Source organism: Leucobacter salsicius M1-8 (assembly GCF_000350525.1).
In the GTDB taxonomy this organism is placed as follows: domain Bacteria; phylum Actinomycetota; class Actinomycetes; order Actinomycetales; family Microbacteriaceae; genus Leucobacter; species Leucobacter salsicius.
Map to the genome: position 1 here is coordinate 192,390 of NZ_AOCN01000019.1, position 23,365 is coordinate 215,754.

Annotated in this window: 21 protein-coding genes; 14 read left to right on the forward strand and 7 right to left on the reverse strand. The window is 64.4% G+C overall.

What is annotated here, in order from left to right; genetic code table 11:
- Window positions 1-181 precede the first annotated feature (181 nt).
- The 4 genes from C795_RS0108580 to C795_RS0108595 are packed head-to-tail and all read left to right on the forward strand — an operon-like array spanning window position 182 to window position 3,292.
- Window positions 182-994, forward strand: a complete 813-nt coding sequence (locus tag C795_RS0108580) for an ABC transporter ATP-binding protein (protein WP_017793343.1) — start codon at window positions 182-184, stop codon at window positions 992-994.
- The gene (locus C795_RS0108585; protein ID WP_017793344.1) at window positions 991-1,680 is read left to right on the forward strand and encodes an ABC transporter permease; all 690 of its coding nucleotides are present in this window, start codon (window positions 991-993) and stop codon (window positions 1,678-1,680) included. The genes C795_RS0108580 and C795_RS0108585 overlap by 4 nt, the downstream gene beginning before the upstream one ends.
- A complete protein-coding gene (locus tag C795_RS0108590; RefSeq protein WP_017793345.1) occupies window positions 1,677-2,372 on the forward strand; it encodes an ABC transporter permease in 696 nt (231 codons plus the stop codon). The genes C795_RS0108585 and C795_RS0108590 overlap by 4 nt, the downstream gene beginning before the upstream one ends.
- On the forward strand, window positions 2,372-3,292 hold the full coding sequence (locus tag C795_RS0108595; protein WP_017793346.1) for an ABC transporter substrate-binding protein: 921 nt from the start codon (window positions 2,372-2,374) through the stop codon (window positions 3,290-3,292). Before C795_RS0108590 ends, C795_RS0108595 begins: the two co-directional genes overlap by 1 nt.
- A gap of 13 nt (window positions 3,293-3,305) precedes the next feature.
- Here the strand turns inward: C795_RS0108595 and C795_RS0108600 are convergent, their stop codons facing one another.
- The 3 genes from C795_RS0108600 to C795_RS0108610 are packed head-to-tail and all read right to left on the reverse strand — an operon-like array spanning window position 3,306 to window position 5,496.
- Window positions 3,306-3,800 carry an NUDIX hydrolase gene (locus C795_RS0108600; protein WP_017793347.1) on the reverse strand — a complete coding sequence of 165 codons (495 nt, stop codon included), beginning with the start codon at window positions 3,798-3,800 and terminating at the stop codon, window positions 3,306-3,308.
- Window positions 3,801-3,809: 9 nt separating this feature from the next.
- Complete coding sequence (locus C795_RS0108605; protein WP_017793348.1) at window positions 3,810-4,616, reverse strand: M15 family metallopeptidase; 807 nt, start codon at window positions 4,614-4,616, stop codon at window positions 3,810-3,812.
- 34 nt (window positions 4,617-4,650) lie between these two features.
- On the reverse strand, window positions 4,651-5,496 hold the full coding sequence (locus tag C795_RS0108610; RefSeq protein WP_017793349.1) for a carbon-nitrogen family hydrolase: 846 nt from the start codon (window positions 5,494-5,496) through the stop codon (window positions 4,651-4,653).
- A 116-nt stretch (window positions 5,497-5,612) separates the two neighbouring features.
- Here C795_RS0108610 and C795_RS0108615 point away from each other — a divergent pair, with 116 nt between their 5' ends.
- Window positions 5,613-6,170 (forward strand): NUDIX hydrolase family protein, encoded by a 558-nt coding sequence (locus tag C795_RS0108615; RefSeq protein ID WP_017793350.1) that lies wholly within the window; start codon window positions 5,613-5,615, stop codon window positions 6,168-6,170.
- 10 nt (window positions 6,171-6,180) lie between these two features.
- On the opposite strand, the gene C795_RS0108620 is transcribed toward C795_RS0108615, so the two are convergent.
- The 4 genes from C795_RS0108620 to C795_RS0108635 are packed head-to-tail and all read right to left on the reverse strand — an operon-like array spanning window position 6,181 to window position 8,499.
- Complete coding sequence (locus C795_RS0108620; RefSeq protein WP_017793351.1) at window positions 6,181-6,633, reverse strand: SprT-like domain-containing protein; 453 nt, start codon at window positions 6,631-6,633, stop codon at window positions 6,181-6,183.
- Complete coding sequence (locus tag C795_RS0108625) at window positions 6,626-7,489, reverse strand: spermidine synthase (RefSeq protein WP_017793352.1); 864 nt, start codon at window positions 7,487-7,489, stop codon at window positions 6,626-6,628. The genes C795_RS0108620 and C795_RS0108625 overlap by 8 nt, the downstream gene beginning before the upstream one ends.
- The gene (locus C795_RS0108630; RefSeq protein WP_017793353.1) at window positions 7,482-7,796 is read right to left on the reverse strand and encodes a glutaredoxin domain-containing protein; all 315 of its coding nucleotides are present in this window, start codon (window positions 7,794-7,796) and stop codon (window positions 7,482-7,484) included. The genes C795_RS0108625 and C795_RS0108630 overlap by 8 nt, the downstream gene beginning before the upstream one ends.
- A 10-nt stretch (window positions 7,797-7,806) precedes the next feature.
- On the reverse strand, window positions 7,807-8,499 hold the full coding sequence (locus tag C795_RS0108635; RefSeq protein ID WP_017793354.1) for a phosphatase PAP2 family protein: 693 nt from the start codon (window positions 8,497-8,499) through the stop codon (window positions 7,807-7,809).
- A gap of 306 nt (window positions 8,500-8,805) precedes the next feature.
- Between C795_RS0108635 and rpoB the strand changes: the two genes are divergently transcribed.
- From rpoB to tuf, 9 genes are all read left to right on the forward strand, one after another.
- A complete protein-coding gene (rpoB, locus tag C795_RS0108640) occupies window positions 8,806-12,303 on the forward strand; it encodes a DNA-directed RNA polymerase subunit beta (RefSeq protein WP_017793355.1) in 3,498 nt (1,165 codons plus the stop codon).
- A 37-nt stretch (window positions 12,304-12,340) separates the two neighbouring features.
- Window positions 12,341-16,234 carry a DNA-directed RNA polymerase subunit beta' gene (locus C795_RS0108645; RefSeq protein ID WP_017793356.1) on the forward strand — a complete coding sequence of 1,298 codons (3,894 nt, stop codon included), beginning with the start codon at window positions 12,341-12,343 and terminating at the stop codon, window positions 16,232-16,234.
- 169 nt (window positions 16,235-16,403) lie between these two features.
- The gene (locus C795_RS0108650; RefSeq protein ID WP_017793357.1) at window positions 16,404-17,438 is read left to right on the forward strand and encodes a hypothetical protein; all 1,035 of its coding nucleotides are present in this window, start codon (window positions 16,404-16,406) and stop codon (window positions 17,436-17,438) included.
- Window positions 17,435-17,923: a hypothetical protein gene (locus tag C795_RS0108655; protein WP_026139557.1), complete on the forward strand. Its 489-nt coding sequence runs from the start codon at window positions 17,435-17,437 to the stop codon at window positions 17,921-17,923. The genes C795_RS0108650 and C795_RS0108655 overlap by 4 nt, the downstream gene beginning before the upstream one ends.
- Window positions 17,920-18,552: a hypothetical protein gene (locus C795_RS0108660; protein ID WP_017793359.1), complete on the forward strand. Its 633-nt coding sequence runs from the start codon at window positions 17,920-17,922 to the stop codon at window positions 18,550-18,552. The genes C795_RS0108655 and C795_RS0108660 overlap by 4 nt, the downstream gene beginning before the upstream one ends.
- Before the next feature lie 292 nt (window positions 18,553-18,844).
- The gene (rpsL, locus tag C795_RS0108665) at window positions 18,845-19,219 is read left to right on the forward strand and encodes a 30S ribosomal protein S12 (protein ID WP_017793360.1); all 375 of its coding nucleotides are present in this window, start codon (window positions 18,845-18,847) and stop codon (window positions 19,217-19,219) included.
- Window positions 19,219-19,689, forward strand: coding sequence for a 30S ribosomal protein S7 (rpsG, locus tag C795_RS0108670; protein WP_017793361.1), 471 nt, complete (start codon window positions 19,219-19,221; stop codon window positions 19,687-19,689). The genes rpsL and rpsG overlap by 1 nt, the downstream gene beginning before the upstream one ends.
- A 147-nt stretch (window positions 19,690-19,836) precedes the next feature.
- Window positions 19,837-21,951, forward strand: coding sequence for an elongation factor G (gene fusA, locus C795_RS0108675; RefSeq protein WP_017793362.1), 2,115 nt, complete (start codon window positions 19,837-19,839; stop codon window positions 21,949-21,951).
- Between the two features lie 161 nt (window positions 21,952-22,112).
- On the forward strand, window positions 22,113-23,306 hold the full coding sequence (gene tuf, locus C795_RS0108680) for an elongation factor Tu (RefSeq protein ID WP_017793363.1): 1,194 nt from the start codon (window positions 22,113-22,115) through the stop codon (window positions 23,304-23,306).
- Window positions 23,307-23,365 lie beyond the last annotated feature (59 nt).

The following is a 23,365-nucleotide window of genomic DNA, read 5'->3' on the forward strand; positions in this document are numbered from 1 at the left end:
GCGGAGCGGGGGAGGAAATCACCCACCGAGTGTAGCCCGCGCCGTGTGTACTGCTCTGGGCACGAGGCCGCCGTAACCGGCTGCCGGTCCCAGGAAAGACCCTGTGAATGACTCGCGCCCGCCGCGACCACAACACTAGGCTGGTGCACCAAGGCCCGCACCAATCAAGGAGGTGCCCAGCATGATCGAGTTTCAGAGCGTATCGAAGCGCTTCCCAGACGGCTCCCTCGCGGTTGACGATTTCTCGCTCCAGGTGCCGTCGCACAGCGTCGTCGCGCTCGTCGGTTCTTCAGGATCTGGAAAGACCACGCTGCTGCGCATGATCAACCGAATGGTCGACCCGAGCTCCGGCCGGGTGCTCATCGATGGCGAAGACGTGCGCACCCGCGACGCTGTGCAATTGCGACGCTCTATTGGGTACGTCATGCAGCAGGGCGGCCTGCTGCCGCACCGCAGCGTGCTCGACAATATTGCGACGGTGCCACGGCTCACCGGCGAACCCAAGACGGCAGCCCGCAGGCGAGCCGCCGAGCTCCTCGACCTCGTTGGGCTCGACCGAGCCCTCGGCGCGAGGTACCCCGCCCAGCTGTCGGGCGGGCAGCAACAGCGGGTTGGGGTGGCCCGAGCGCTTGCCTCCGACCCCAACATTCTGCTCATGGACGAGCCCTTCGGCGCGGTTGATCCCATCGTGCGCCGTGAGCTGCAGGCCGAGCTCATGAGACTGCAGGCCGAGCTCGGCAAGACGATCGTGTTTGTCACTCACGATGTCGACGAGGCGATGCGGGTGGGAGACGAGATTGTCGTGCTCGAGCGTGGCGCGCACATTGCCCAGCGCGGCACCCCGGCCGAACTGCTGGCCGCCCCCGCCTCCGACTTTGTGCGTGACTTTGTGGGGGCCAACTTGGCCGATCGGCAGCTACACACGCGTGTGGTCGAGGGCCGAACGGTCGCGATTGACGAGCACGGCACCCCTGTGGGGGTGCTCACGCAGTGAGCTGGTGGCTGAGTAACTGGGAGCAGGTCGCGGGTCTTGCGGCCTCGCACCTCGCGCTGAGCCTGCCCGCGATCGCCCTGAGTCTCGTGATCGCGGTGCCGATCGGCCGGCTCGCGTTCGAGAGCCCGCGCATAGGCGGCGCGCTGTTGTCGGCCGCGAGTCTCGCCTACGCGATCCCCGCGCTGCCGCTGCTGATCATCGTGCCCGCCGTGCTGGGCGTGCCGCTGCGCTCGTGGCAGACGATGGTCACCGCGCTCACGATCTACGGCGTTGCGCTGCTGGTGCGCACCGCCGCCGACGCCTTCGCTGCGGTTGATCCCCAGGTGCGCACCGCCGCGGTCGCCCTCGGACACTCCCCGCAGGCCATGTTCTGGCGGGTCGATCTGCCACTCGCGGTGCCGGTGCTCGTCTCTGGGCTGCGCGTCGTCGTGGTGTCGACGGTGAGCCTGGTCACGATCGGCGCGCTCATCGGCGTGCCCAGCCTGGGGTCGCTCCTCACCGACGGCTTTCAACGCGGCATTGCGGGCGAGGTTTGGACGGGCGTCATCGCGACAGTGCTGCTGGCGGTCGTGCTCGACCTCGCGGTCGTACTCGCGGGGCGGCTCCTAACCCCGTGGGCCCGGGCCGCAGCCGGACAGCAGGAGCGTGCTGGCGCACTCGCACGCTCCGGATCGGCCAACGCATGAACCTCTTTGGCGAAGCGCTCGCCTGGCTCGTCGACCCGGCCCACTGGAGCGGATCCGGATCCATCCCAATTCGAACGGCCGAGCACCTGGGCCTCACCGCGGTCGCCCTCCTTGGTGCAGCCCTGCTCGCGCTCCCTGCGGGGGCGGCCATCGGCCACGCTCGCCGAGGCGCCGCGCTCGTGGGCGGTATCGTGGGCGCCGCCCGAGCGCTGCCGACGCTCGGACTGCTGACACTGCTGGCACTCGCGCTCGGAATCGGGATCGAGGCCCCGCTCATCGCGCTCATCATCCTCGCGATCCCGTCGCTCTTCGCCGGAGCCTATTCCGGGGTGCAAGCAATCGATCCAGCGGTGCCCGACGCGGCCGCCGCGATCGGCATGACCCCGTGGCAGGTGCTCATGCAGGCCGAGCTGCCGCTCGCCCTCCCCGTGATCCTCGGCGGCGTGCGTGCCGCAACCCTGCAGATTGTATCGACCGCGACGCTGGCTGCCTATGTCGCCGACGTGGGGCTGGGCCGCTACCTGTTTGCGGGACTCAAGACCCGCGACTACCCGCAAATGCTTGCTGGGGCGCTCCTTGTCGTTGCGCTGACGCTTGCGATCGACCTGCTACTCGGCGCGATGCAGCGGGTCGCTTCGCGCCGCACGAACCACACCGCGCTTATTCACCCGATCAGAGAGGCCGCACGATAATGAGCCACAAATTCACCACCCTACTCGCCGTCACGGCCGCCCTGGCCCTCACGCTCGCGGGCTGCTCTGGGAGCGACCCGTTGGCGACCGCTAGCGACTCCGGATCGGGTGATGCGACCGCACCACTCGTCATCGGGTCACAGGACTACTATTCGAACGAGATCATCGCCGAGCTCTACGCGCAGGCGCTCGAGGCCGGCGGGTACGAAGTCGATCGGCAACTGCGCATCGGTCAACGCGAGGTGTACCTGCCCGAACTTGAGGCGGGCACGATCGACCTGATGCCTGAGTACACGGGAAATCTGTTGCAGTTTTGGCAGCCGGATACCGAGGCCAGCACCTCCGAGGACGTCTACGCGGCACTCAAGGAAGCCACCCCGGAGGGCTTGCGCGCCCTCGAGCAGTCGCCCGCGACCGACCAGGATTCGTACGTCGTGACCGCCCCCTTCGCACAGGAGTGGCAGCTCGAATCCATCGGCGATCTCGCGAATGTCACCGGGCCGATCACGCTCGGTGCCAACTCCGAGGCCGAGTCGCGGCCGTACGGCCCAGCCGGGCTCGCGAGCGTGTATGGGGTCGCTGGCGTTAAGTTCACACCGATCGAGGACAGCGGCGGGCCGTTGACACTCAAGGCGCTCCAAGACGACGATATTCAGCTCGCCAACATCTACTCGGCCGACCCCTCGCTCTCGAGTGGCGATGTCGTGACGCTCGCCGACCCCAAAGGCATCTTTCTCGCGTCCCACGTGGTTCCGATTGTGAGCGATCGCGTCGACGAGGGCGCCGCCGAGATCATCAACGCGGTGAGCGCAGCGTTGCAGCCGGCCGACCTCGTCGAGCTCAACGCGCGCAGCGTCAACGACGAACTTCCCGCGAAGCAGATCGCGGCGGACTGGCTGGGCGCACAGGGGCTGGCGTAACCGCCAGCGCTGGTTACTCCGAGCGCAGGGCGGGAAACACGAACTCGATGTTGAGCGGTGCGACGGCGATGTGCGGGGCAAGTCCCTCGCGAGGCCGCGCCGGGTCAAGCCACGCGACCTCTTCAATCTCGGCGAGCGGGGCCGCGCTGAGCGCGGCCGCGACGAAGTCGTGGGCAAACACGGTGGCCTCGAGCGCAAACCCCGGCTCGTTTGCGGCGGCGGTGCGAAACACGCCGAGTAGCGTGAGCGACGCCGGATCGAGCGCAATGGCGAGCTCCTCGGCCACCTCGCGCGCCGCACACGCTGCGGCGGATTCGCCCGGCTCGGGCTTGCCGCCCGGCAGCATGAATGCATGGGTGCCGCGCTTGCGCACATTAAGCACGCGCCCCTCACGGTCGCGCAGCACAACCGCGCTCACCCGGATCACTTGATCGGCAATCGCGGAGTGGGGTTCGACGGCCTGATCCGGCGTCGCGGCGGGGGAGTGGGGCGTGGGAGCTACTGACACCGCTCCAGATTAGCCCGCGTACCCGGGGGCCGCGGGGAGCCCAAAGAATTCCTCGAGCGTCGTGACGCCCGTTGCCCGCATTTCGGCTGCCAGCTCGGGGCCGACATATCGGAAGTGCCAGGGCTCCGGCATGAAACCCGTGACGGATTCCTTGTCGGCCGGATACCGCTCGATGAAGCCGTAGGCTGCGGCATTCTCCGCAAGCCACTGGCCCGCGGGAGTCTCACCGAAGCACGACGCCAGGTAGCAGGCGCCGTAGTCGTCGAAATCGACGGTGAGACCAGTCTGATGTTCGGAGTGCCCGGGGCGCGCAGAATAGGTGTCGGCGGCCGCCTGCCCGTCGCGCGCGATGTAGCTCTCATAGAGCTGCACCTGGAGGGCATAGGGGCGGTAGGCGCTGATGACGCGCACATCGAACCCGGCGTCGAGCGCGCCCGCCACGAGCTGCTCGGTTGCGCGCGCTGCGACCTCGCGCAGCGGCTGCCCGTTATCGTTTGCGACTCCCTCGGTGGGCACGAGATCGCTCGGCTCGAACTCGACGGGGTTCAATGGCCGCAGCTTGTTTCCCACCACCCAGATCGACATGGGGTCGTCGATCGAGTGAGCCTTGCGGTCAAACCCGGTTGGCGCGGGTGCCGCGGGGGCCTCAGCTTCGGGCTGCGGCTCGGGCTTGGCCAGCTTAGGTTTTGCCTCGGCAGCCTGCTCGGCGGCAGGCTTCTTCGGCTGAACCGGCTCGGGCTCCGGTGCACACGCGGTGAGGGACCCAACGAGCACGAGAGCGAGAAGGGCAGCGGCACCGTGCCGAATGAAAGTCATAGGAATATCGTAGGGGACGCTGCTTGGGCCGCATTCACAGCAGCGGGTTGCTGCTCAGACCTACGTACCCGGCCCCCTCGAGCCGATCAGCAATGACAGGAAATTCGGCGCGAGTGAGTGTCACCGCGTCGCGGGGCAGATCGGCCATAATGAACTGCTCCTCCGATCCGCACTCGGCAATGATGGTGCCCGAAGGATCGACGATGCGACTGTAGCCCCCGAGCTGCACTTCGCCCTGGGTGCCACACGCATTGCACGCGAGTACCCAGAGCTGGTGCTCGATAGCGCGGGCCTGCGTGAGTACCCGCCAGTGTTCCCGTCGGGCCGCTGGCCACGCCGCGGGGATCACGACGGCCTCTGCGCCGCGCTCGCTAATCTGCTGCCACAGGCCAGGAAAGCGCAGATCGTAGCACGTGGTGCTCGCGACGGGGCCAACGGGACTGTCGACGACGCTCAGCGATTCACCCGGGGTGAGGAGCTTTGACTCAAGGGACTGGTACCCAAATACGTGAATCTTGCGGTACACCTGGGCGACCGTGCCGGTGGGGTCGAGCAACACGGCCGTGTTAAACAACTGATCGCCTCGACGCTCGACGATGCTGCCGAGGTGAATCCAACTGCCGAGCTCGCGGGCCAGCTCGCTCATTGCGGTGACCGTGGGCCCCGCAAGCGACTCGGCGCGGTCGGCATACTGCTCAAAGGCGAAGTAGCCCGGGCTCCAGAGCTCGGGCAGCACATACAGCTCGGCCCCCGCGTGAGACCGGATGAGGTTCACGACGCGAGCGATGCGATTGCTCTGAGTTTCGTCGACGGGGCTCGCGACCTGTACCAGCGCGACTCGAGTGTGAGCGGGGGCGATGTGTGGCTCTGTCACGTGCATGCTCTCCACACTACGCGTGGTGAGCACGCCAATGCACCGGCGAGTGCGGCACAATAGAGCGTGGTGGTGCGAACTGTCAGGGTGCGCCGCCGAAACCGATCGGAGGGCGAACCCGCATGAGCATCGACACTGCGCCACGGCCAGAGAACGAAGGCCGCCCCGATAACCCCGGGTGGCTGAGTGAAGACGAGCTGCAGTTCGTGCGCGGCCGACTCCCGATGTTGTATGTAGAGGCAGTGCCGGTGCGCGTCAACGGGATGGGGCAGATCACCGAGGTGGGGCTGTTGCTGCGGAGCACCCCAGACGGGGTCATGACCCGCACGCTCGTGTCGGGCCGGGTGCGCTACGGCGAACCCGTGCGTGAGGCGCTTGCGCGTCACCTCGAGAACGACCTGGGGCCGATGGCGTTTCCCCAGATGCCCAACGCGCTCGTACCCGCGCAGGTGGCCGAGTACTTTCCGATGCCGGGCATCTCGCAGTTCTATGACGAGCGGCAGCACGCCGTCTCGCTCGTGTATGTGGTGCCGGTCACCGGCACCTGCAACCCCCGGCAAGACGCGCTCGAGGTGACCTGGATGTCGCCCGAGCTCGCGCTGTCAGACGAAACGCTGCGGGAGCTTTCGGGTGGCCGGGGCGCGTTGCTGCGGCAGGCGCTCGGCGCCACCGGCTGCTAGCCGCGATCCCTCAACCCCGTTTGCGCCAGTTGATGAGGTGCGTTCGAGAGAACGAGCGGGAGCACTTGCCGCAGGACTGCTCCCGTGTGGGGCGACGAAACCGGTAGTGCGGGTGGCCCGCCGGGCATGCCCCGACCCAAGGGGCCTGTTCGTGCGCGATTTCGCCGTCGTGGGTGCGCCCGCCGACGTAGCCGATCTCTGCCGCCGTGCGCTTCCAGAGCGCGCCGTGTCCAGCGCGAGGGCCAGCCATCGCGTGCGCAACTTCGTGCAGCAGGATCTGGTGTACCTCGTCGTCGTCGAACTTGGAGGCGAGATATCGCGAAACGGTGATGCGTTTCTCGGTGAAGTTGCACAGGCCGGCGCGACGCTTCGCGGTGTCGAAGCCGAAGCTCCACACGGCCGGGTCGAGGTGCATCTTGATGAGCGCCTCGGCCCAGACCCGAACCCGTGCGAGATTAGCCACGGCCGAAGAGCTCCCGTGCCGGGGCGGGGGAATCGACGGCGGTTGCATCGGTCACGATGCGTGCGCCGCGGATGAGTTCTGACAGCTCAGCGCCGTACAGCATGCGTGCCGGGTGCGGCCCGCCGGCAAGCAACCGCGGCATCCAGTCGAGTGAATCGAGCGGATCGGTGGACGCGACGAACACGATGTTGCCGAAGCGGCGGCCCTTGAGGACCTGCGGCTCGGCGATGGCCGCGACCGAGGGGAACAGGCTCGCGAGTGTCGCGGCCTGACCGCGCGCAAACGGCAGGCCGGTGCCATCCGCCGTGTTTACGACCACCACGCCCCCGGGGGCGAGCAGCGGGCGAATAAGCTCGTAGAACTCGAAGCTCGACACGTGCGCCGGGGTGCGCGCCCCCGCAAAAATATCAACAACGACGAGGTCCATTGCGCCCTGCATGCCCGCGGGCAGCTTGCCCAGCACCTCGCGGGCGTCGCCGCGTCGCACCCTGATGCTCGCGCGTTTGGGCAGCGGGGCAGCCTCGCGAACCAGATCGACGAGCGCGCCCTCGAGCTCAATCACCTGCTGACGGCTGCCCGGGCGCATCGCCTCGACATAGCGGGGGAGGGTGAAAGCCCCGCCACCCAGGTGTAGCGCCGAAATGGGCGCACCCTCGGGGCGAAACAGGTCGATGACATGCCCCATGCGCCGCACGTACTCAAAGAAGAGCTCGGTCTCGTCGCGCAGATTCACGTGTGACTGCGGGGTGCCGTCAATGGTCAACTGCACCGCTCCGGGGACCCACTCGTCCTCTTCGACGGCGGCGATGAGGCCCGAGGGGAGGGTAACCGGATCGGGAAGCACGAGCTTAGCCACGGCCGAGCCCCAGCTCCTCGATCTTGCGCTGCAGGTCAGCGTTTGAGGGCTCAACCTGATGGCTTGCATCGGGATAGAGGATGACGGGAATGTTCGTGCGACCGCTGATGTCTCGAGCCACCTCTGCCGCATCGGGCTCTAGCACCAGATCGATGTAGCGGTAGGACACTCCCGCACGATCGAACACGAGCTTTGCGCGCCGGCAATCGCCGCACCAGTCGGCACCGAACATCACCGTCTCGGGCTGGACTGCGGTTTCAGTGTGGCTCGGATCAACAGAATCGCGGGGCGCTGAAGAGGTGGTCATGCACCCAAGCCTAAAGCGAGCCTCCGACATTGGCCTGTGCCGCCGCGCGCTGCGGCTGCCACATCGCAAACGAAATGAGGGCAGCAGTGGCTCCCACGATCGCGCCAGCGACCGTGTCGCTCAGCCAGTGCACGTGGAGCGCGGTGCGGCTCCACGCCATGAGAACGATCCAACCGACGGCCGCCAGATTGACCCATACTGCCTGCCGACGAGTCACCCAGCCTGAATAGCGCACGACGAGAGCGAGTGAGACCACCAGTGCGGCCGCGCCCATGGTGTGCCCCGACGGGTACGAATATCCACTCGAACCATAGAGCTGATCCCAGGGGCGGGGCCGTGCCACCAACTGCTTCAGTAGCTGGGACGAGACCACGCCGAACAGCATCGCGGTCATGACCGTCGCCCCGGCGCGCGGAAACCGCAGGGCAAAGAAGAGGGCGGCCGCAATTGCCGCGCACACGGCCGCACCGATGCCGCTGCCCACCTCCGCCATGAATGCTGCGATGGCAAACGGGACGCTGCCGCGTGTGACGCCCGCGACTCCGTGCCACCACTCATCAATGCCGAGCGGGCCCTGCGAAACGAAGCGCAGGTACGCCCCAAACGCGACGACGGCCGCGAGGCCCGCGACCGCCCAGGCGGTTGCGGCGCGCGGCGACGCAGGATCCGGATCGTGGCGATTCGCGCCTGGTGCATCGTTCATCTGGACACAGTAGCGTCGCAAGCTGCGGAGTTTTGTGGGAACAGCGCGTCGCATGGAACCATCCCGGTTCCCGGGAATAAGCTGGGGGCCCGCGGGGCTGGTGCATAAACACCGGTTTTCTCATGGACAGCGCGTAACGATGGTGTTACAGTAGAAAGCTGCACTACGGACACCAGTGTGCCTTCATATAGTGGTAGGCCCCGGGAGCTGGCGCGAAAGCGCATATGAGCCTCGACCTTGTGATCCGATGCACTTCTCGCAAGACCAGGCTCAACCGGCCCGACGGGGCCCACGGAGGTAGTTTCCTTGGCTGCTGCGCGCAACGCATCGTCCACCACCCAACCGAAGAATGGCCGCAATCACGAGCGGCTGTCCTTCGCCAAGATTTCCGACACGCTGTCGGTGCCTAACCTACTGGCACTGCAGCTTGAGAGCTTTGACTGGCTCGTCGGAAACGACGCCTGGAAGCAGAGCGTCGTCGAGGCACAGGCTCAGGGGCGCGATGACATCGCGCTGAAGAGCGGCCTCGAAGAGATCTTTGACGAGATCTCACCGATTGAAGACAACGCTGGCACTATGCAGCTGTCGTTCGAGAACCCGATTCTCGACGATCAGAAGTTCACCATCGAGGAGTGCAAGGAGCGCGGCAAGACTTACGCCGCTCCGCTGTACGTCGAGGCGGCCTTCTACAACACCGAGACCCAGGTGCTGAAGAGCCAGACCGTCTACATGGGTGACTTCCCCATCATGACGGACAAGGGCACGTTCATCATTAACGGCACCGAGCGCGTCATCGTTTCGCAGCTCGTCCGTAGCCCCGGTGTGTACTTCGAGCGCGCACAGGAGAAGACGAGCGATAAGGACGTCTTCACCGCACGCGTAATCCCGAGCCGTGGTGCTTGGCTCGAGTTCGAGGTCGACAAGCGCGATCAGGTCGGTGTGCGCATCGATCGCAAGCGTAAGCAGTCGGTTACCGTCTTCCTGAAGGCGCTCGGTATGACGAGCGAAGAAATCATGGAAGAGTTCGCCGGCTACGAGTCGATCATGCTCACCCTGGAGAAGGACACCGTCCTCACCCAGGAAGAGGCGCTCAAGGATATCTACCGCAAGCAGCGTCCGGGCGAGCAGGTTGCCATCGAGGCTGCCAAGGCTCTGCTCGACAACAGCTACTTCAACGAGAAGCGCTACGACCTCGCAAAGGTCGGTCGTTACAAGATCAACCGCAAGCTGGGCGTCGATGCCCCCATCACCGATTCGGTGCTGTCGCTTGAGGACATCGTTTCGACGATCAAGTACCTCGTTGGTCTGCACGCTGAGACGAAGACGCTGCCCGGCATCCGTGACGGCAAGCCCTTCGAGAACCGTCTCGACACCGACGACATCGATCACTTCGGCAACCGTCGCATCCGCGCCGTTGGCGAGCTGATCCAGAACCAGGTGCGCACCGGCCTCAGCCGTATGGAGCGCGTCGTGCGTGAGCGCATGACGACCCAGGACATCGAGGCGATCACGCCCAACACGCTGATCAACACGCGCCCTGTGCTCGCAGCGATCAAGGAGTTCTTCGGTACTTCGCAGCTGTCGCAGTTCATGGACCAGAACAACCCGCTTGCTGGCCTGACGAACAAGCGTCGTCTGTCGGCCCTCGGCCCGGGTGGTCTGTCACGTGACCGCGCAGGCGTCGAGGTTCGAGACGTTCACCCGTCGCACTACGGCCGTATGTGCCCCATTGAGACCCCGGAAGGCCCGAACATTGGCCTGATCGGTGCACTCGCAACGTTCGCGCGGATCAACGCGTTCGGCTTCATTGAGACGCCGTACCGTCGCATCCTCGATGGCAAGGTCACCGACCAGGTTGACTACCTCACCGCTCACGAAGAGGACGAGTACCTCATCGCTCAGGCAGGTGCCCCCCTCACCGAGGACGGCACCTTTGCTGAGGAGCAGGTGCTGGCTCGCCCCCGTGGCTCGGAAGTGATGATGGTTGACGCGACTCGCGTGGACTACATGGACGTTTCGCCCCGCCAGATGGTGTCGGTCGCAACCTCGCTGATTCCGTTCCTCGAGCATGACGATGCAAACCGCGCGCTCATGGGCGCCAACATGCAGCGTCAGGCCGTGCCGCTCGTCCGCTCCGAGTCGCCCGTTGTGGGCACCGGTATGGAGGGCTACGCAGCCATTGACGCCGGCGACGTCATTGTCGCCGAGAAGTCGGGCGTGATCGAGGACGTGTCTGCTGACGTCGTCACGATCCAGCTTGATGAGGGTGGCCGCAAGAGCTACTTCCTGCGCAAGTTCGATCGCTCGAACCAGGGCACGAGCTACAACCACCGCGTCATCGTCAAGGAGGGGGAGCGCATCGAAGCCGGCGAGGTCATCGCTGATGGTCCCGCTACCGAGAACGGCGAGCTCGCACTGGGCAAGAACCTGCTGGTCGCGTTCATGCCGTGGGAGGGCCTCAACTTTGAGGACGCCATCATCCTGAGCCAGAACCTGGTGAAGGACGACACGCTCTCGTCGATCCACATCGAGGAGTACGACATCGATGCCCGCGACACCAAGCTCGGCAAGGAGGAGATCACTCGTGACCTCCCCAACGCCAGCATGGAGGCGCTCAAGGACCTCGACGAGCGCGGCATCATCCGCATCGGCGCTGAGGTTGGCCCCGGCGACATCCTCGTCGGCAAGGTCACGCCCAAGGGCGAGACCGAGCTTTCGGCTGAGGAGCGCCTGCTGCGCGCTATCTTCAACGAGAAGAGCCGCGAGGTTCGCGACACGTCGCTCAAGGTGCCGCACGGTGTCTCGGGCACGGTGACGTCGGTCAAGGTGTTTGACGCCGAGAACGACAACGACGACGAGCTTGGCTCGGGCGTCAACCAGCGCGTCGTGGTCTACATTGCGCAGAAGCGTAAGATCACCGAGGGCGACAAGCTTGCTGGCCGTCACGGCAACAAGGGTGTCATCTCGAAGATCCTCCCCGTTGAGGACATGCCGTTCCTCGCTGACGGTACCCCCGTCGACGTGATCCTGAACCCGCTGGGTATCCCCGGTCGAATGAACTTCGGCCAGGTGCTCGAGGTCCACCTCGGCTGGATCGCCAAGCAGGGCTGGAAGGTAGAGGGCAACCCCGAGTGGGCTGCCAAGCTGTCGCAGGAGGCCCTCGAAGCTGCCCCGAACACCAAGGTTGCGACCCCCGTGTTCGATGGCGCTTCCGAGGCCGAGATCGCCGGTCTGCTGGACTCGACCCTCGTGACTCGCGATGGCGACCGCCTCGTCGATCACACGGGTAAGACCCGGTTGTTCGACGGTCGTTCGGGCGAGCCCTACCCGTACCCGATCGCGGTCGGTTACATGTACATCCTGAAGCTGCACCACCTCGTGGACGACAAGATCCACGCGCGTTCAACGGGTCCCTACTCGATGATCACGCAGCAGCCGCTGGGCGGTAAGGCCCAGTTCGGTGGCCAGCGCTTCGGTGAGATGGAAGTGTGGGCGCTCGAGGCCTACGGCGCCGCATACGCGCTGCAGGAGCTGCTCACGGTGAAGTCGGATGACATTCTTGGTCGTGTGAAGGTTTACGAGGCGATCGTGCGCGGTGAGAACATCCCCGAGCCCGGTGTCCCCGAGTCGTTCCGCGTGCTCATGAAGGAGATGCAGTCGCTCTGCCTAAACGTCGAGGTGCTGGGCAAGGACGGCAACGTCGTCAGCCTGCGCGACAACGACGATGAGGCTCACCGCACCGCGGAAGAGCTCGGCATTAACCTTTCTTCGCGCTTCGAGACCTCGTCTGTTGACGAGATCTAAGCCGGACCAGACGACACAGTTACCAAGGGAGAACATTTTGCTCGAGGGACCAGATTTTAACGAGCTGCAGATCCGTCTGGCGACCGCTGAGGATATCCGCAGCTGGTCATTTGGCGAGGTTAAGAAGCCTGAAACGATTAACTACCGCACCCTGAAGCCGGAGAAGGACGGTCTGTTCGGCGAACAGATCTTCGGACCCAGCCGGGACTGGGAGTGCTCGTGTGGCAAGTACAAGCGCGTGCGCTACAAGGGCATCGTTTGTGAGCGTTGTGGCGTAGAAGTTACCAAGTCGAGCGTGCGCCGCGAGCGCATGGGACACATTGAGCTGGCAGCACCTGTCACGCACATTTGGTACTTCAAGGGCGTGCCTAGCCGCCTCGGTTACCTGCTCGATATGGCACCGAAGGACCTCGAGAAGGTCATCTACTTCGCTGCCTACATGGTGATCGACGTTGACGATGAGGGCCGCCACGAAGACCTCGGCGAGCTTGAGGCTGAGCTGCGGCTCGAGCTGAAGACGCTTGAGGACCAGCGCGACATCTCGATCGCACAGCGCCAGCAGCAGGCAGAGTCCGACCTTGCCGCGCTCGAGGCAGAAGGTGCGAAGGCCGATCAGCGCCGCCGCGCTGAAGCCTCAGCCGAGAAGGAAATGACCGTCATGCGTAAGGGCTTCGATGATGACATCGCTCGCCTGCAGCGCGTGTGGGAGGACTTCCGCAACCTCAAGGTTGGCGACCTCAAGCCTGAGGACGCAGTCTTCGCTGACCTCATGGACCGCTACGGCGATTACTTCGAGGCCTACATGGGTGCCGAGGCAATCAAGAAGCGTCTTGAGGCTTTCGACCTCGCTGCCGAAAGCGACCTGCTGCACCTGCAGATCGCCGAGGGCAAGGGCCAGAAGAAGATCCGTGCGATCAAGCGCCTGAAGGTTGTCAACTCGTTCCTCACGACGGGCGCAAGCCCCGCCGCGATGGTGCTCGACGTTGTACCGGTGATCCCGCCCGAGCTGCGCCCGATGGTGCAGCTTGACGGTGGACGCTTCGCGACCTCGGATCTCAACGATCTGTACCGCCGCGTGATCAACCGCAACAACCGTCTGCGCCGCCTGCTTGATCTCGGTGCTCCCGAGATCATCGTGAACAACGAGAAGCGCATGCTGCAGGAAGCCGTCGACGCACTGTTTGACAACGGTCGTCGTGGTCGCCCGGTCACGGGCACCGGCAACCGCGCCCTGAAGTCGCTCAGCGACATGCTCAAGGGCAAGCAGGGTCGTTTCCGTCAGAACCTGCTCGGCAAGCGTGTTGACTACTCGGGCCGTTCGGTCATCGTGGTCGGCCCGCAGCTCAAGCTGCACCAGTGTGGTCTGCCCAAGCAGATGGCACTCGAGCTGTTCAAGCCGTTCGTCATCAAGCGCCTCATGGATCTGTCGCACGCACAGAACGTGAAGGCTGCGAAGCGCATGGTGGAGCGCGCGCGCTCCGAGGTCTGGGACGTGCTCGAGGAGATCATCCGCGAGCGCCCCGTTCTGCTCAACCGTGCACCGACGCTGCACCGCCTGGGCATCCAGGCATTCGAGCCGCAGCTCGTTGAGGGTAAGGCTATCCAGCTGCACCCCCTCGTCTGCACCGCCTTCAACGCTGACTTCGACGGCGACCAGATGGCAGTTCACCTGCCGCTGTCGGTTGAGGCGCAGGCTGAGGCTCGCGTGCTGATGCTCGCATCGAACAACATCCTGAAGCCGTCTGATGGCCGCCCGGTGACCCTGCCCTCGCAGGATATGATCATCGGTCTGCACCACATCACGACGCTCAAGGATGGCGCTGTCGGCACCGGCCGCGCATTCGGTTCGATCGCCGAGGCAATCCTTGCAATGGACGAGCACACGCTCGACCTGGGTGCACCGGTGAAGATTCGTCTCACCGATTACACCGATGCTAAGGGCATCACGTCTGACAAGCCCGTCATTGTGGAGACCTCGCTGGGACGCGCGCTCTTCAATGAGACGCTGCCTGCCGACTACCCCTACTTTGAGCGGGTAGCCGACAAGGGCACGCTCTCGAGCCTGGTCAACGACCTGGCCGAGCGCTACCCGAAGGTTGAGGTGGCGGCAACGCTTGACCGCATCAAGGACGCCGGTTTCTACTGGGCTTCGCGCTCGGGTGTCACCGTTGCTCTGTCGGACATCGTTACCCCGTCGAACAAGGCAGAGATCATCGCGGCGCACGAAGAGCGTGCCTCGAAGGTTCAGCGCGACTACGACCGCGGCATGATCCAGGACTCCGAGCGCCACAAGGCACTCACCGAGATCTGGACCGAGGCGACCGAAGAGGTTGCTCAGGCCATGCGCGAGCAGTTCCCCGAGGACAACACCATCTTCCGTATGGTGTCGTCGGGTGCACGTGGTAACTGGCTGCAGATCCGTAACATCGCCGGTATGCGTGGCCTGGTGTCGAACCCGAAGGGTGAGATTATCCCTCGCCCGATTATCAACTCGTACCGCGAGGGCCTGTCGGTTGCGGAGTACTTCATCGCGACCCACGGCGCTCGTAAGGGCCTGGCTGATACCGCTCTGCGTACCGCAGACTCGGGTTACCTGACTCGTCGACTCGTCGACGTGTCGCAGGACGTCATCATCCGCGAGGAAGACTGTGGCACGCGCCGCGGCCTCGACCTGCCCATCGCGGCACCCGACGCGAACGGTGTGCTCGTCGGTGACGAGAACGTCGAGAACTCGGTGTACGCACGTACCCTCGCAACCGACGCCATTGGTGCTGACGGCTCTGTCGTCGCCACCGGCGGCGAGGACGTGGGCGACGTGCTCATCGACCAGCTCATCGCTGGCGGTGTGACCGAGATCAAGGTGCGTTCCGTACTGACGTGTGAGTCGGCAGTGGGCGTGTGCGCCACCTGCTACGGCCGCTCGCTTGCTACGGGCCAGCGCGTCGACATCGGCGAGGCAGTCGGCATTATCGCTGCTCAGTCGATTGGTGAGCCCGGTACTCAGCTGACGATGCGTACCTTCCACACGGGTGGTTCGGCTTCGGCAGACGACATCACGCAGGGTCTGCCCCGCGTGCAGGAGCTCTTCGAGGCTCGTACCCCCAAGGGTGCGTCGCCCATCGCAGAGGCCGCTGGCCGCATCATCATCGAGGACACGCCGAAGGGCCGCAGCATCCTGCTGACGCCTGACGACGGAACCGAAGAGAAGATGTACCCCGTGCTGAAGCGCTCCACCCTCCTCGTGGAGGACGGCGACCATGTTCAGCTGGGTCAGCCCTTCATCCAGGGCACGCTTGACCCGAAGGACATCCTTCAGGTCGGCTCGACCGAGCTCGACAAGCACATCCCCGGTGAGCGTGCCGTGCAGAAGTACCTCGTCGAGGGCGTACAGAACGTGTACCGCTCGCAGGGTGTACCGATCCACGATAAGCACATCGAGGTCATCGTTCGTCAGATGCTGCGCAAGGTCACCGTGGTTGATCACGGCGACACCGATCTGCTGCCTGGTGCGCTCGTTGACCGTGCCACCTACCAGCGCATCAACCGCGAGGCGCTGCTCGACGGCAAGCGCACGGCTACCGCGCGTTCCGAGGTCATGGGTATCACCAAGGCCTCGCTCGCAACCGAGTCGTGGCTGTCGGCTGCATCGTTCCAGGAGACGACCCGCGTGCTCACGCAGGCCGCGATGGAGGGATCGCGAGATCCGCTCATCGGCCTCAAGGAGAACGTCATCATCGGTAAGCTCATCCCGGCCGGTACCGGCCTGGGCGTCTACCGTGACGTCACCGTGAGCGCAACCGAGGATGCAAAGGCGGAGCGTTACCCGAACCGCCTGTTTGCAACCGAGGGCACGTTCGACGAGAACGACCTGTCGTTCGTGGACTTCGACAGCTTCACGGCTGACGAGTTCAACCCGGGCAACTACAGCTAACGCTGGCCTCAAGGCGCGTGGGCGTTCGCACTTCGGTGCGGGCGCCCACGCGCTTTTTGCGTGGTCTTGCGAGAGTCCGGCGAGGGAACGCCGCAAAGTGGTGGCAAGCTTGTACTGTGGCGTGATGGTGGTAGGTCACCGATAGTTTTTGGACCCAAGAGGTGAGGCGATGAGCGAAGAACGCGAGACCCCTGCGTCGAGAGCCGCGGAAGCCCCAGAGGCCCCGGCAAATCTCGGCGCACCCGTCGAAGAAACCGAAGTGAGCGAAACCGAGGTCCTCGAGGCGGTTGAGCGCGCCACGAGCCCGTCGGCTGAGCCCGCGGGCCCGAACGGAGAGCCCACGACTCTGGCTGACGAGGCTACTCCCGCGGCAATCGCGGAGCCCGGCGAGGAAGTGACTGGCGAAGCCGCGAGTGCCCGATCCGGTACAAGCACCGAAGGCAGCGTGGATCTCGGTGTCGCCCCCACGCCCGAGGTTGCAGAACAGGCGCGCCGCCAAGCCATCTCCGAGGTGGACACCCAGCTCAACATCGACATGGGTGCGGGTATCGCGGACCCCACGCTCGGCCTCGATGACCTTCCGAGCGCGACCGAGGAGCCAGCGCGCGACGGCGAGATTCGCATTGCGGCTGACCACCCGATGGCGGCGCTGTACATGCAGTCGCCGATGCCCCCCGAGATTCGCGGTAACCGCGGAGCGGGCGTGCTCATTGCGCTGCTCGGCACGGTTGGTTTCGCGCTCGTGTGCGCGGGTGTCGTGGCGCTGTGGCTCGCGCCCACGCTCGCACCGTCACAATTCGTCGCCGGGCTCACGGAAAGCTTGCTCGCGTGGAGTTTCATTGCCGCGACGATCGCGTTCTTCGTCGGGCTTGCCGTGCTCGTGCTGATCGTCGGTCGTGCTGGCTGGTGGGCCTATGTGCTGGGCGGCTTTTTCGTGGGCGTCTTCGTCTGGGCAGCTGCCACCGCGGGGCTCGTCGTCGAGGCGCTTGGCTGGCGGGCACTCATTGATCTGGCTCCCGCCGCGCTCATTGAAAAGTTTGGTGTCTCGGTTCCCGCGATCGCGGCCGGTGTGATCGCCCGCGAAGCCACCGTATGGTTCGGTGCGTGGATCGGTTCGCGCGGTAGGCGCATGAAGCAGCGCAATGCGGAAGAACTCGCAGCGTACGAATCGGCCCTGGCAGAGGTGCAGGCGAAGTCGATATGAGCGCGGCGGGCCGGCGGGGCGTAACGCGCGGTTATGTGGTGGCGTTGATCGCCGCAACGTGCATCGTTGCAGTCGCCCTGCTGGTCCCTTCCTGGGGTGCGATCGCGCTCGCAACCGGCACCGAACCGGTGATGACCGACTCTGTGTCGCCCTCGGCCGGCCCACTCACGGTGGTCGTCGCGCTCGCCTTGCTCGCCGCTTCGCTGTGGCGACAGGCGATCACGCTGCTACGTGGACAGCGCAGCCCCGCCTGGGGGCAGATCATCATCGCGGCCGTCGGCGGCTACCTCGTCTGGTGCCTCGGCGGCATGCTCGCCGGGATGGACCTGCGCGCCACCTGGCTGAGCCCCTACGCGGTCGCGCTCGGCGTCTCCTGGGCGCTCGCAACCCTCGCCTTCTGGGCGGTTCTCGCCCGGCGCGTGTACACCGACCGGCCGCCTCCGCGGTGGCCGTGGGAGCGGGCTGAGGAGAGCGACGGCTCGTGACGGTCGTCGAGGATCGGGTCTCCGTCGCTGTCGACGCTTGGCTGCGATGGCTGCCATCGTGGCGCCCCGGGAGCCACCGCGGTCGCACGCGGGTGTGCCGGCGCTGCACCGGATCTCCGGTGGTGATGGCCGCCGCGATCGGCCACGACGTGCCGCATCAGGTGACGCACGCACTCACGAGCCGAATGCAGCGCATCATCGACCGCGGGGTCGACGAGTACACGGAGCGAGAGTTGCCGCTGCTGCACGCAGAACTCACGGGGGAGGAGCTGTGGAGCTCGGGCGGCTACGATCCGGCCGCCGGGCTTGAGCCTGAATTCGAGGGGATTGATCCGGATCCCGAGCCCGCAGAGGGCTCGCAGCCGTACCTCTTCACACTCGCGGGCCTCGCGGAGGAGGTGCGCCCCGAGGCGCCGCTCCCGCGGCCGCCCTTGACTGCGCAGGAACGGGAAGTGCTTGCTGCCGAGATTGCCCGCGCGGACGACTGTGCCGAGGAGATTGGGCGCGAACTGTGCCTCGCGCTTGTGACCCACAGGGCCCGGATCGCCGCCGCGATCGAGCGCTTCGTTGAGCCCCAGGTGCAGGCCATGCTCGACGAGCTCAGCCGCCATCTGGAGCCGCCGCGGTAGCTGCCCGCGACACGCCCGACTGAGGATCGCCCGGTCGCTCTTGCGCGCGCTCGCATCTGCGCGTAAAGTAGCTAACTGGTGTGCACCCGTTTGCGCTGCCCTCGCGGCGGCTTTTTGGGGTGTTCATCGCTGGGTATGTGACTCGCAAGAGTTGCGCCCCCACGGCATAGCTGCACCCGCGATTGTACCTCCAGGGGTGCGATCTCAGCAGCTCAGTCGCCGCGTAAGCCGCGACGCATGCTCATCCATTGGAAGCATTCCTGTCACCGTGCAGGACTAAATAGGAGAATCATTGCCTACTATTCAGCAGTTGGTTCGCAAGGGCCGCACGCCTAAGGTCTCTAAGACCAAGGCGCCCGCCCTTAAGGCGAACCCGCAGCAGGCAGGGGTTTGCACCCGTGTCTACACCACCACCCCCAAGAAGCCCAACTCGGCGATGCGTAAGGTCGCTCGTGTGAAGCTTCGTAACGGTACTGAGGTCACCGCCTACATCCCGGGCGAGGGTCACAACCTGCAGGAGCACTCACTCGTGCTCGTGCGTGGCGGCCGTGTCAAGGACCTCCCCGGTGTTCGTTACCGGATCGTCCGCGGTGCGCTCGATACTCAGGCAGTCAAGGACCGCAAGCAGGCTCGTAGCCGCTACGGCGCGAAGATGGAGAAGAAGTAATGCCTCGTAAGGGTCCTGCTCCCAAGCGCCCCGTAGTTGCCGATCCCGTATACGGCGCTCCCATTGTTAGCCAGCTGGTCAACAAGATTCTCGTCGACGGCAAGAAGGGTCTGGCCGAGCGCATCGTTTACCAGGCACTCGAAGTTGTTGCTGAGAAGTCCGGCCAGGACGCAGTGACGGTTCTCAAGAAGGCGCTCGACAACGTGCGCCCCACCCTTGAGGTTCGTTCACGCCGCGTTGGCGGCAGCACCTACCAGGTGCCCGTTGAGGTTAAGCCTCACCGCGCCAACACGCTCGCACTGCGCTGGCTGACCAGCTACGCGAAGGCCCGTCGCGAGAACTCGATGACGGACCGCCTCACCAATGAGATCCTCGACGCATCCAACGGCCTCGGTGCCGCTGTGAAGCGCCGCGAGGACACTCACAAGATGGCTGAGTCGAACCGCGCGTTCGCACACTACCGCTGGTAGTCGTCACTCGGTGAGGTGGGCAGCGCGCTCCGCTTGCGCGGCTGCGCGCCGCCCACCCCGCCGTTTGATCTTCTTAGCTGGCATCGGCCCCAACCGGGCCCGTGCTCAGCGCACACCAAACTTTTATCCCCACCCGGAGGAGACCCCGTGGCACAAGACGTGCTCACTGACCTGAGTAAGGTCCGCAACATCGGCATCATGGCTCACATCGATGCTGGCAAGACCACCACGACCGAGCGCATCCTGTTCTACACGGGTGTTAACCACAAGCTGGGCGAGACCCACGACGGTGGCGCGACGACTGACTGGATGGAGCAGGAGAAGGAGCGCGGCATTACGATTACGTCTGCCGCCGTAACCTGCTTCTGGAACAAGAACCAGGTCAACATCATTGACACCCCCGGCCACGTTGACTTCACCGTCGAGGTCGAGCGTTCGCTTCGCGTGCTCGACGGCGCCGTTGCAGTGTTCGACGGCAAGGAGGGCGTTGAGCCCCAGTCGGAGACCGTTTGGCGTCAGGCTGACAAGTACGAAGTTCCCCGCATCTGCTTCGTCAACAAGATGGACAAGATGGGCGCTGACTTCTACTTCACCGTAGACACGATCGTCAACCGCCTCGGCGCAAAGCCGCTCGTCATGCAGCTGCCCATCGGTGCAGAGGCTGACTTTGTTGGCGTCGTTGACCTGCTCACGATGAAGGCATTCGTTTGGGAAGGCGATTCCAAGGGTGACGTTACCCTGGGCGCTAACTACGAGACCAAGGAAATTCCCGCTGAGCTCCAGGCCAAGGCCGAAGAGTACCGCGCGAAGATCGTTGAGACCGCTGCAGAGACCGACGATGCACTCCTCGAGAAGTTCTTCGGTGGCGAAGAGCTCACGATCGACGAGATCAAGGGCGGCATCCGCAAGCTCGTCGTGAACAACGAGATCTACCCCGTGTACTGCGGCTCGGCGTTCAAGAACCGTGGCATCCAGCCCATGCTCGACGCAGTTGTGGACTTCCTCCCCAACCCGCTCGACGTTGGCGCGATCGAGGCACACGATCCCCGCGACGAGTCGATCGTTATCGAGCGTTTCCCGAAGGCTGACGACCCGTTCTCGGCTCTCGCCTTCAAGATCGCTGTTCACCCGTTCTTCGGTCGTCTGACCTACGTTCGCGTGTACTCGGGCAAGATTCCTTCGGGCACTCAGGTCATTAACTCGACCAAGGGCAAGAAGGAGCGCATCGGCAAGATCTTCCAGATGCACGCCAACAAGGAGAACCCTGTTGACGAGCTGATGGCAGGTAACATCTACGCCGTCATCGGCCTGAAGGACACCACCACGGGTGACACGCTGGCCGCCGCTGACGCGCCCGTCGTGCTCGAGTCGATGACCTTCCCTGAGCCCGTCATTGAGGTTGCTATTGAGCCCAAGACCAAGGGTGACCAGGAGAAGCTTGGCGTCGCCATCCAGAAGCTCGCTGAAGAGGATCCCACGTTCCGCGTGAGCCTCAACGCCGAGACCGGCCAGATGGTTATCGCCGGCATGGGCGAGCTCCACCTTGACATCCTTGTCGACCGCATGAAGCGCGAGTTCAAGGTTGAGGCGAACGTTGGTAAGCCGCAGGTTGCTTACCGCGAGACGATTCGCCGCGAGGTTGCCAAGTACGACTACACCCACAAGAAGCAGACCGGTGGTTCGGGTCAGTTCGCTAAGGTACAGATCGCGCTTGCTCCGCTCGAGGTTGAGGGCGACAAGATCTACGAATTCGTGGACAAGGTGACCGGTGGTCGCATTCCGCGCGAGTACATCCCGTCAGTCAACGCTGGTATCCAGGACGCAATGGGCTACGGCATCCTCGCGGGCTTCCCGCTCGTGGGTGTTAAGGCAACCTTGCTCGATGGCGCTTACCACGATGTTGACTCGTCGGAAATGGCGTTCAAGATCGCCGGCTCGATTGCGTTCAAGGAAGCAGCTCGCCTCGCGCAGCCCGTCATCCTTGAGCCCATGATGGCCGTCGAGGTACGTACGCCCGAGGAGTACATGGGTGAGGTTATCGGTGACCTCAACTCACGTCGTGGCCAGATCCAGTCGATGGAAGACGCGAGTGGCGTAAAGGTCATTCGTGCACTGGTGCCCCTCTCTGAGATGTTCGGGTACATTGGCGATCTGCGGTCGAAGACCAGCGGTCGTGCAGTGTTCTCGATGACCTTCGACTCCTACGCTGAGGTGCCGAAGGCCGTGGCCGATGAGATCGTTCAGAAGGCTAAGGGCGAGTAATATTGCCCGGCGGCGGGCGGCCAGACCTAGTCTGGCCGTTCGCCGTGAGGCTCAGGTCGCGATTGCGTCGCTGAGCTTGTAACATAGGTACACAAACCCAGTACTCGTGCCCTTCGAAATGGTCGAAGGGAAGCGGTGCTTATGTCCTGAGGAGGACCATAGTGGCGAAGGCCAAGTTCGAGCGGACCAAGCCGCACGTAAACATCGGTACGATCGGTCACGTTGACCACGGTAAGACGACCCTTACCGCTGCTATCTCGAAGACGCTTGCTGACAAGTACCCTTCGGATACCAACGTTCAGCGCGACTTCGCAACGATCGACTCGGCGCCGGAAGAGCGCCAGCGCGGCATCACGATCAACATCTCGCACGTTGAGTACGAGACCCCGAAGCGCCACTACGCGCACGTTGATGCACCCGGCCACGCCGACTACATCAAGAACATGATCACCGGTGCTGCCCAGATGGACGGCGCAATCCTCGTGGTTGCTGCTACCGACGGCATGATGGCACAGACCAAGGAGCACATCCTGCTCGCAAAGCAGGTTGGCGTTCCTTACCTGCTCGTTGCACTCAACAAGTGCGACCAGGTTGACGACGAGGAGATCCTCGAGCTCGTCGAGATGGAGGTCCGCGAGGAGCTCTCCAAGCACGGCTACCCCGGAGACGACGTCCCCGTCGTCCGCGTTTCGGGCTACCAGGCACTCCAGGGCGAAGAGAAGTGGGCTAACTCAGTTCTCGAGCTCATGGAAGCTGTCGACAACAGCGTTCCGGACCCCGTCCGTGACCGTGACAAGCCCTTCCTGATGCCCGTTGAGGACGTCTTCACGATCACCGGTCGTGGCACCGTTGTTACGGGTCGCGCCGAGCGTGGCACGCTGAAGATCAACTCTGAGGTCGAGATCGTTGGTCTGCGCGACACGCAGAAGACCACCGTTACCGGTATCGAGATGTTCCACAAGCAGCTCGACGAGGCATGGGCAGGCGAGAACTGTGGTCTGCTTCTCCGCGGCACCAAGCGCGAAGACGTAGAGCGCGGCCAGGTTGTTGTTCAGCCCGGCTCGATCACGCCTCACACGAACTTTGAGGGCACCGCCTACATCCTGAAGAAGGAAGAGGGCGGCCGCCACAACCCGTTCGAGACGAACTACCGTCCCCAGTTCTACTTCCGTACGACTGACGTGACCGGCGTTATCACGCTGCCCGAGGACAAGCCGATGGTTATGCCCGGCGACACCACCGACATGACCGTTGAGCTGATCCAGCCCATCGCTATGGAGGATGGCCTCGGCTTCGCAATCCGTGAGGGTGGCCGCACCGTCGGCGCCGGCACGGTGACCAAGGTTCTCGCGTAAGTCTTAGTTTTCTAAGTCTTTCGATAGACCTACAAAACCCCCGGGATTTTTCCCGGGGG

What these genes read in the sequence shown, in the direction of transcription:
- C795_RS0108580 (WP_017793343.1), top strand. Translation starts at nt 182, where the DNA reads ATGATCGAGTTTCAGAGCGTATCGAAGCGCTTCCCAGACGGCTCCCTC.
- C795_RS0108590 (WP_017793345.1), top strand. Translation starts at nt 1,677, where the DNA reads ATGAACCTCTTTGGCGAAGCGCTCGCCTGGCTCGTCGACCCGGCCCAC.
- C795_RS0108595 (WP_017793346.1), top strand. Translation starts at nt 2,372, where the DNA reads ATGAGCCACAAATTCACCACCCTACTCGCCGTCACGGCCGCCCTGGCC.
- C795_RS0108605 (WP_017793348.1), bottom strand. Translation starts at nt 4,616, where the DNA reads ATGACTTTCATTCGGCACGGTGCCGCTGCCCTTCTCGCTCTCGTGCTC.
- C795_RS0108610 (WP_017793349.1), bottom strand. Translation starts at nt 5,496, where the DNA reads ATGCACGTGACAGAGCCACACATCGCCCCCGCTCACACTCGAGTCGCG.
- C795_RS0108615 (WP_017793350.1), top strand. Translation starts at nt 5,613, where the DNA reads ATGAGCATCGACACTGCGCCACGGCCAGAGAACGAAGGCCGCCCCGAT.
- C795_RS0108630 (WP_017793353.1), bottom strand. Translation starts at nt 7,796, where the DNA reads ATGACCACCTCTTCAGCGCCCCGCGATTCTGTTGATCCGAGCCACACT.
- C795_RS0108635 (WP_017793354.1), bottom strand. Translation starts at nt 8,499, where the DNA reads ATGAACGATGCACCAGGCGCGAATCGCCACGATCCGGATCCTGCGTCG.
- C795_RS0108650 (WP_017793357.1), top strand. Translation starts at nt 16,404, where the DNA reads ATGAGCGAAGAACGCGAGACCCCTGCGTCGAGAGCCGCGGAAGCCCCA.
- C795_RS0108655 (WP_026139557.1), top strand. Translation starts at nt 17,435, where the DNA reads ATGAGCGCGGCGGGCCGGCGGGGCGTAACGCGCGGTTATGTGGTGGCG.
- rpsG (WP_017793361.1), top strand. Translation starts at nt 19,219, where the DNA reads ATGCCTCGTAAGGGTCCTGCTCCCAAGCGCCCCGTAGTTGCCGATCCC.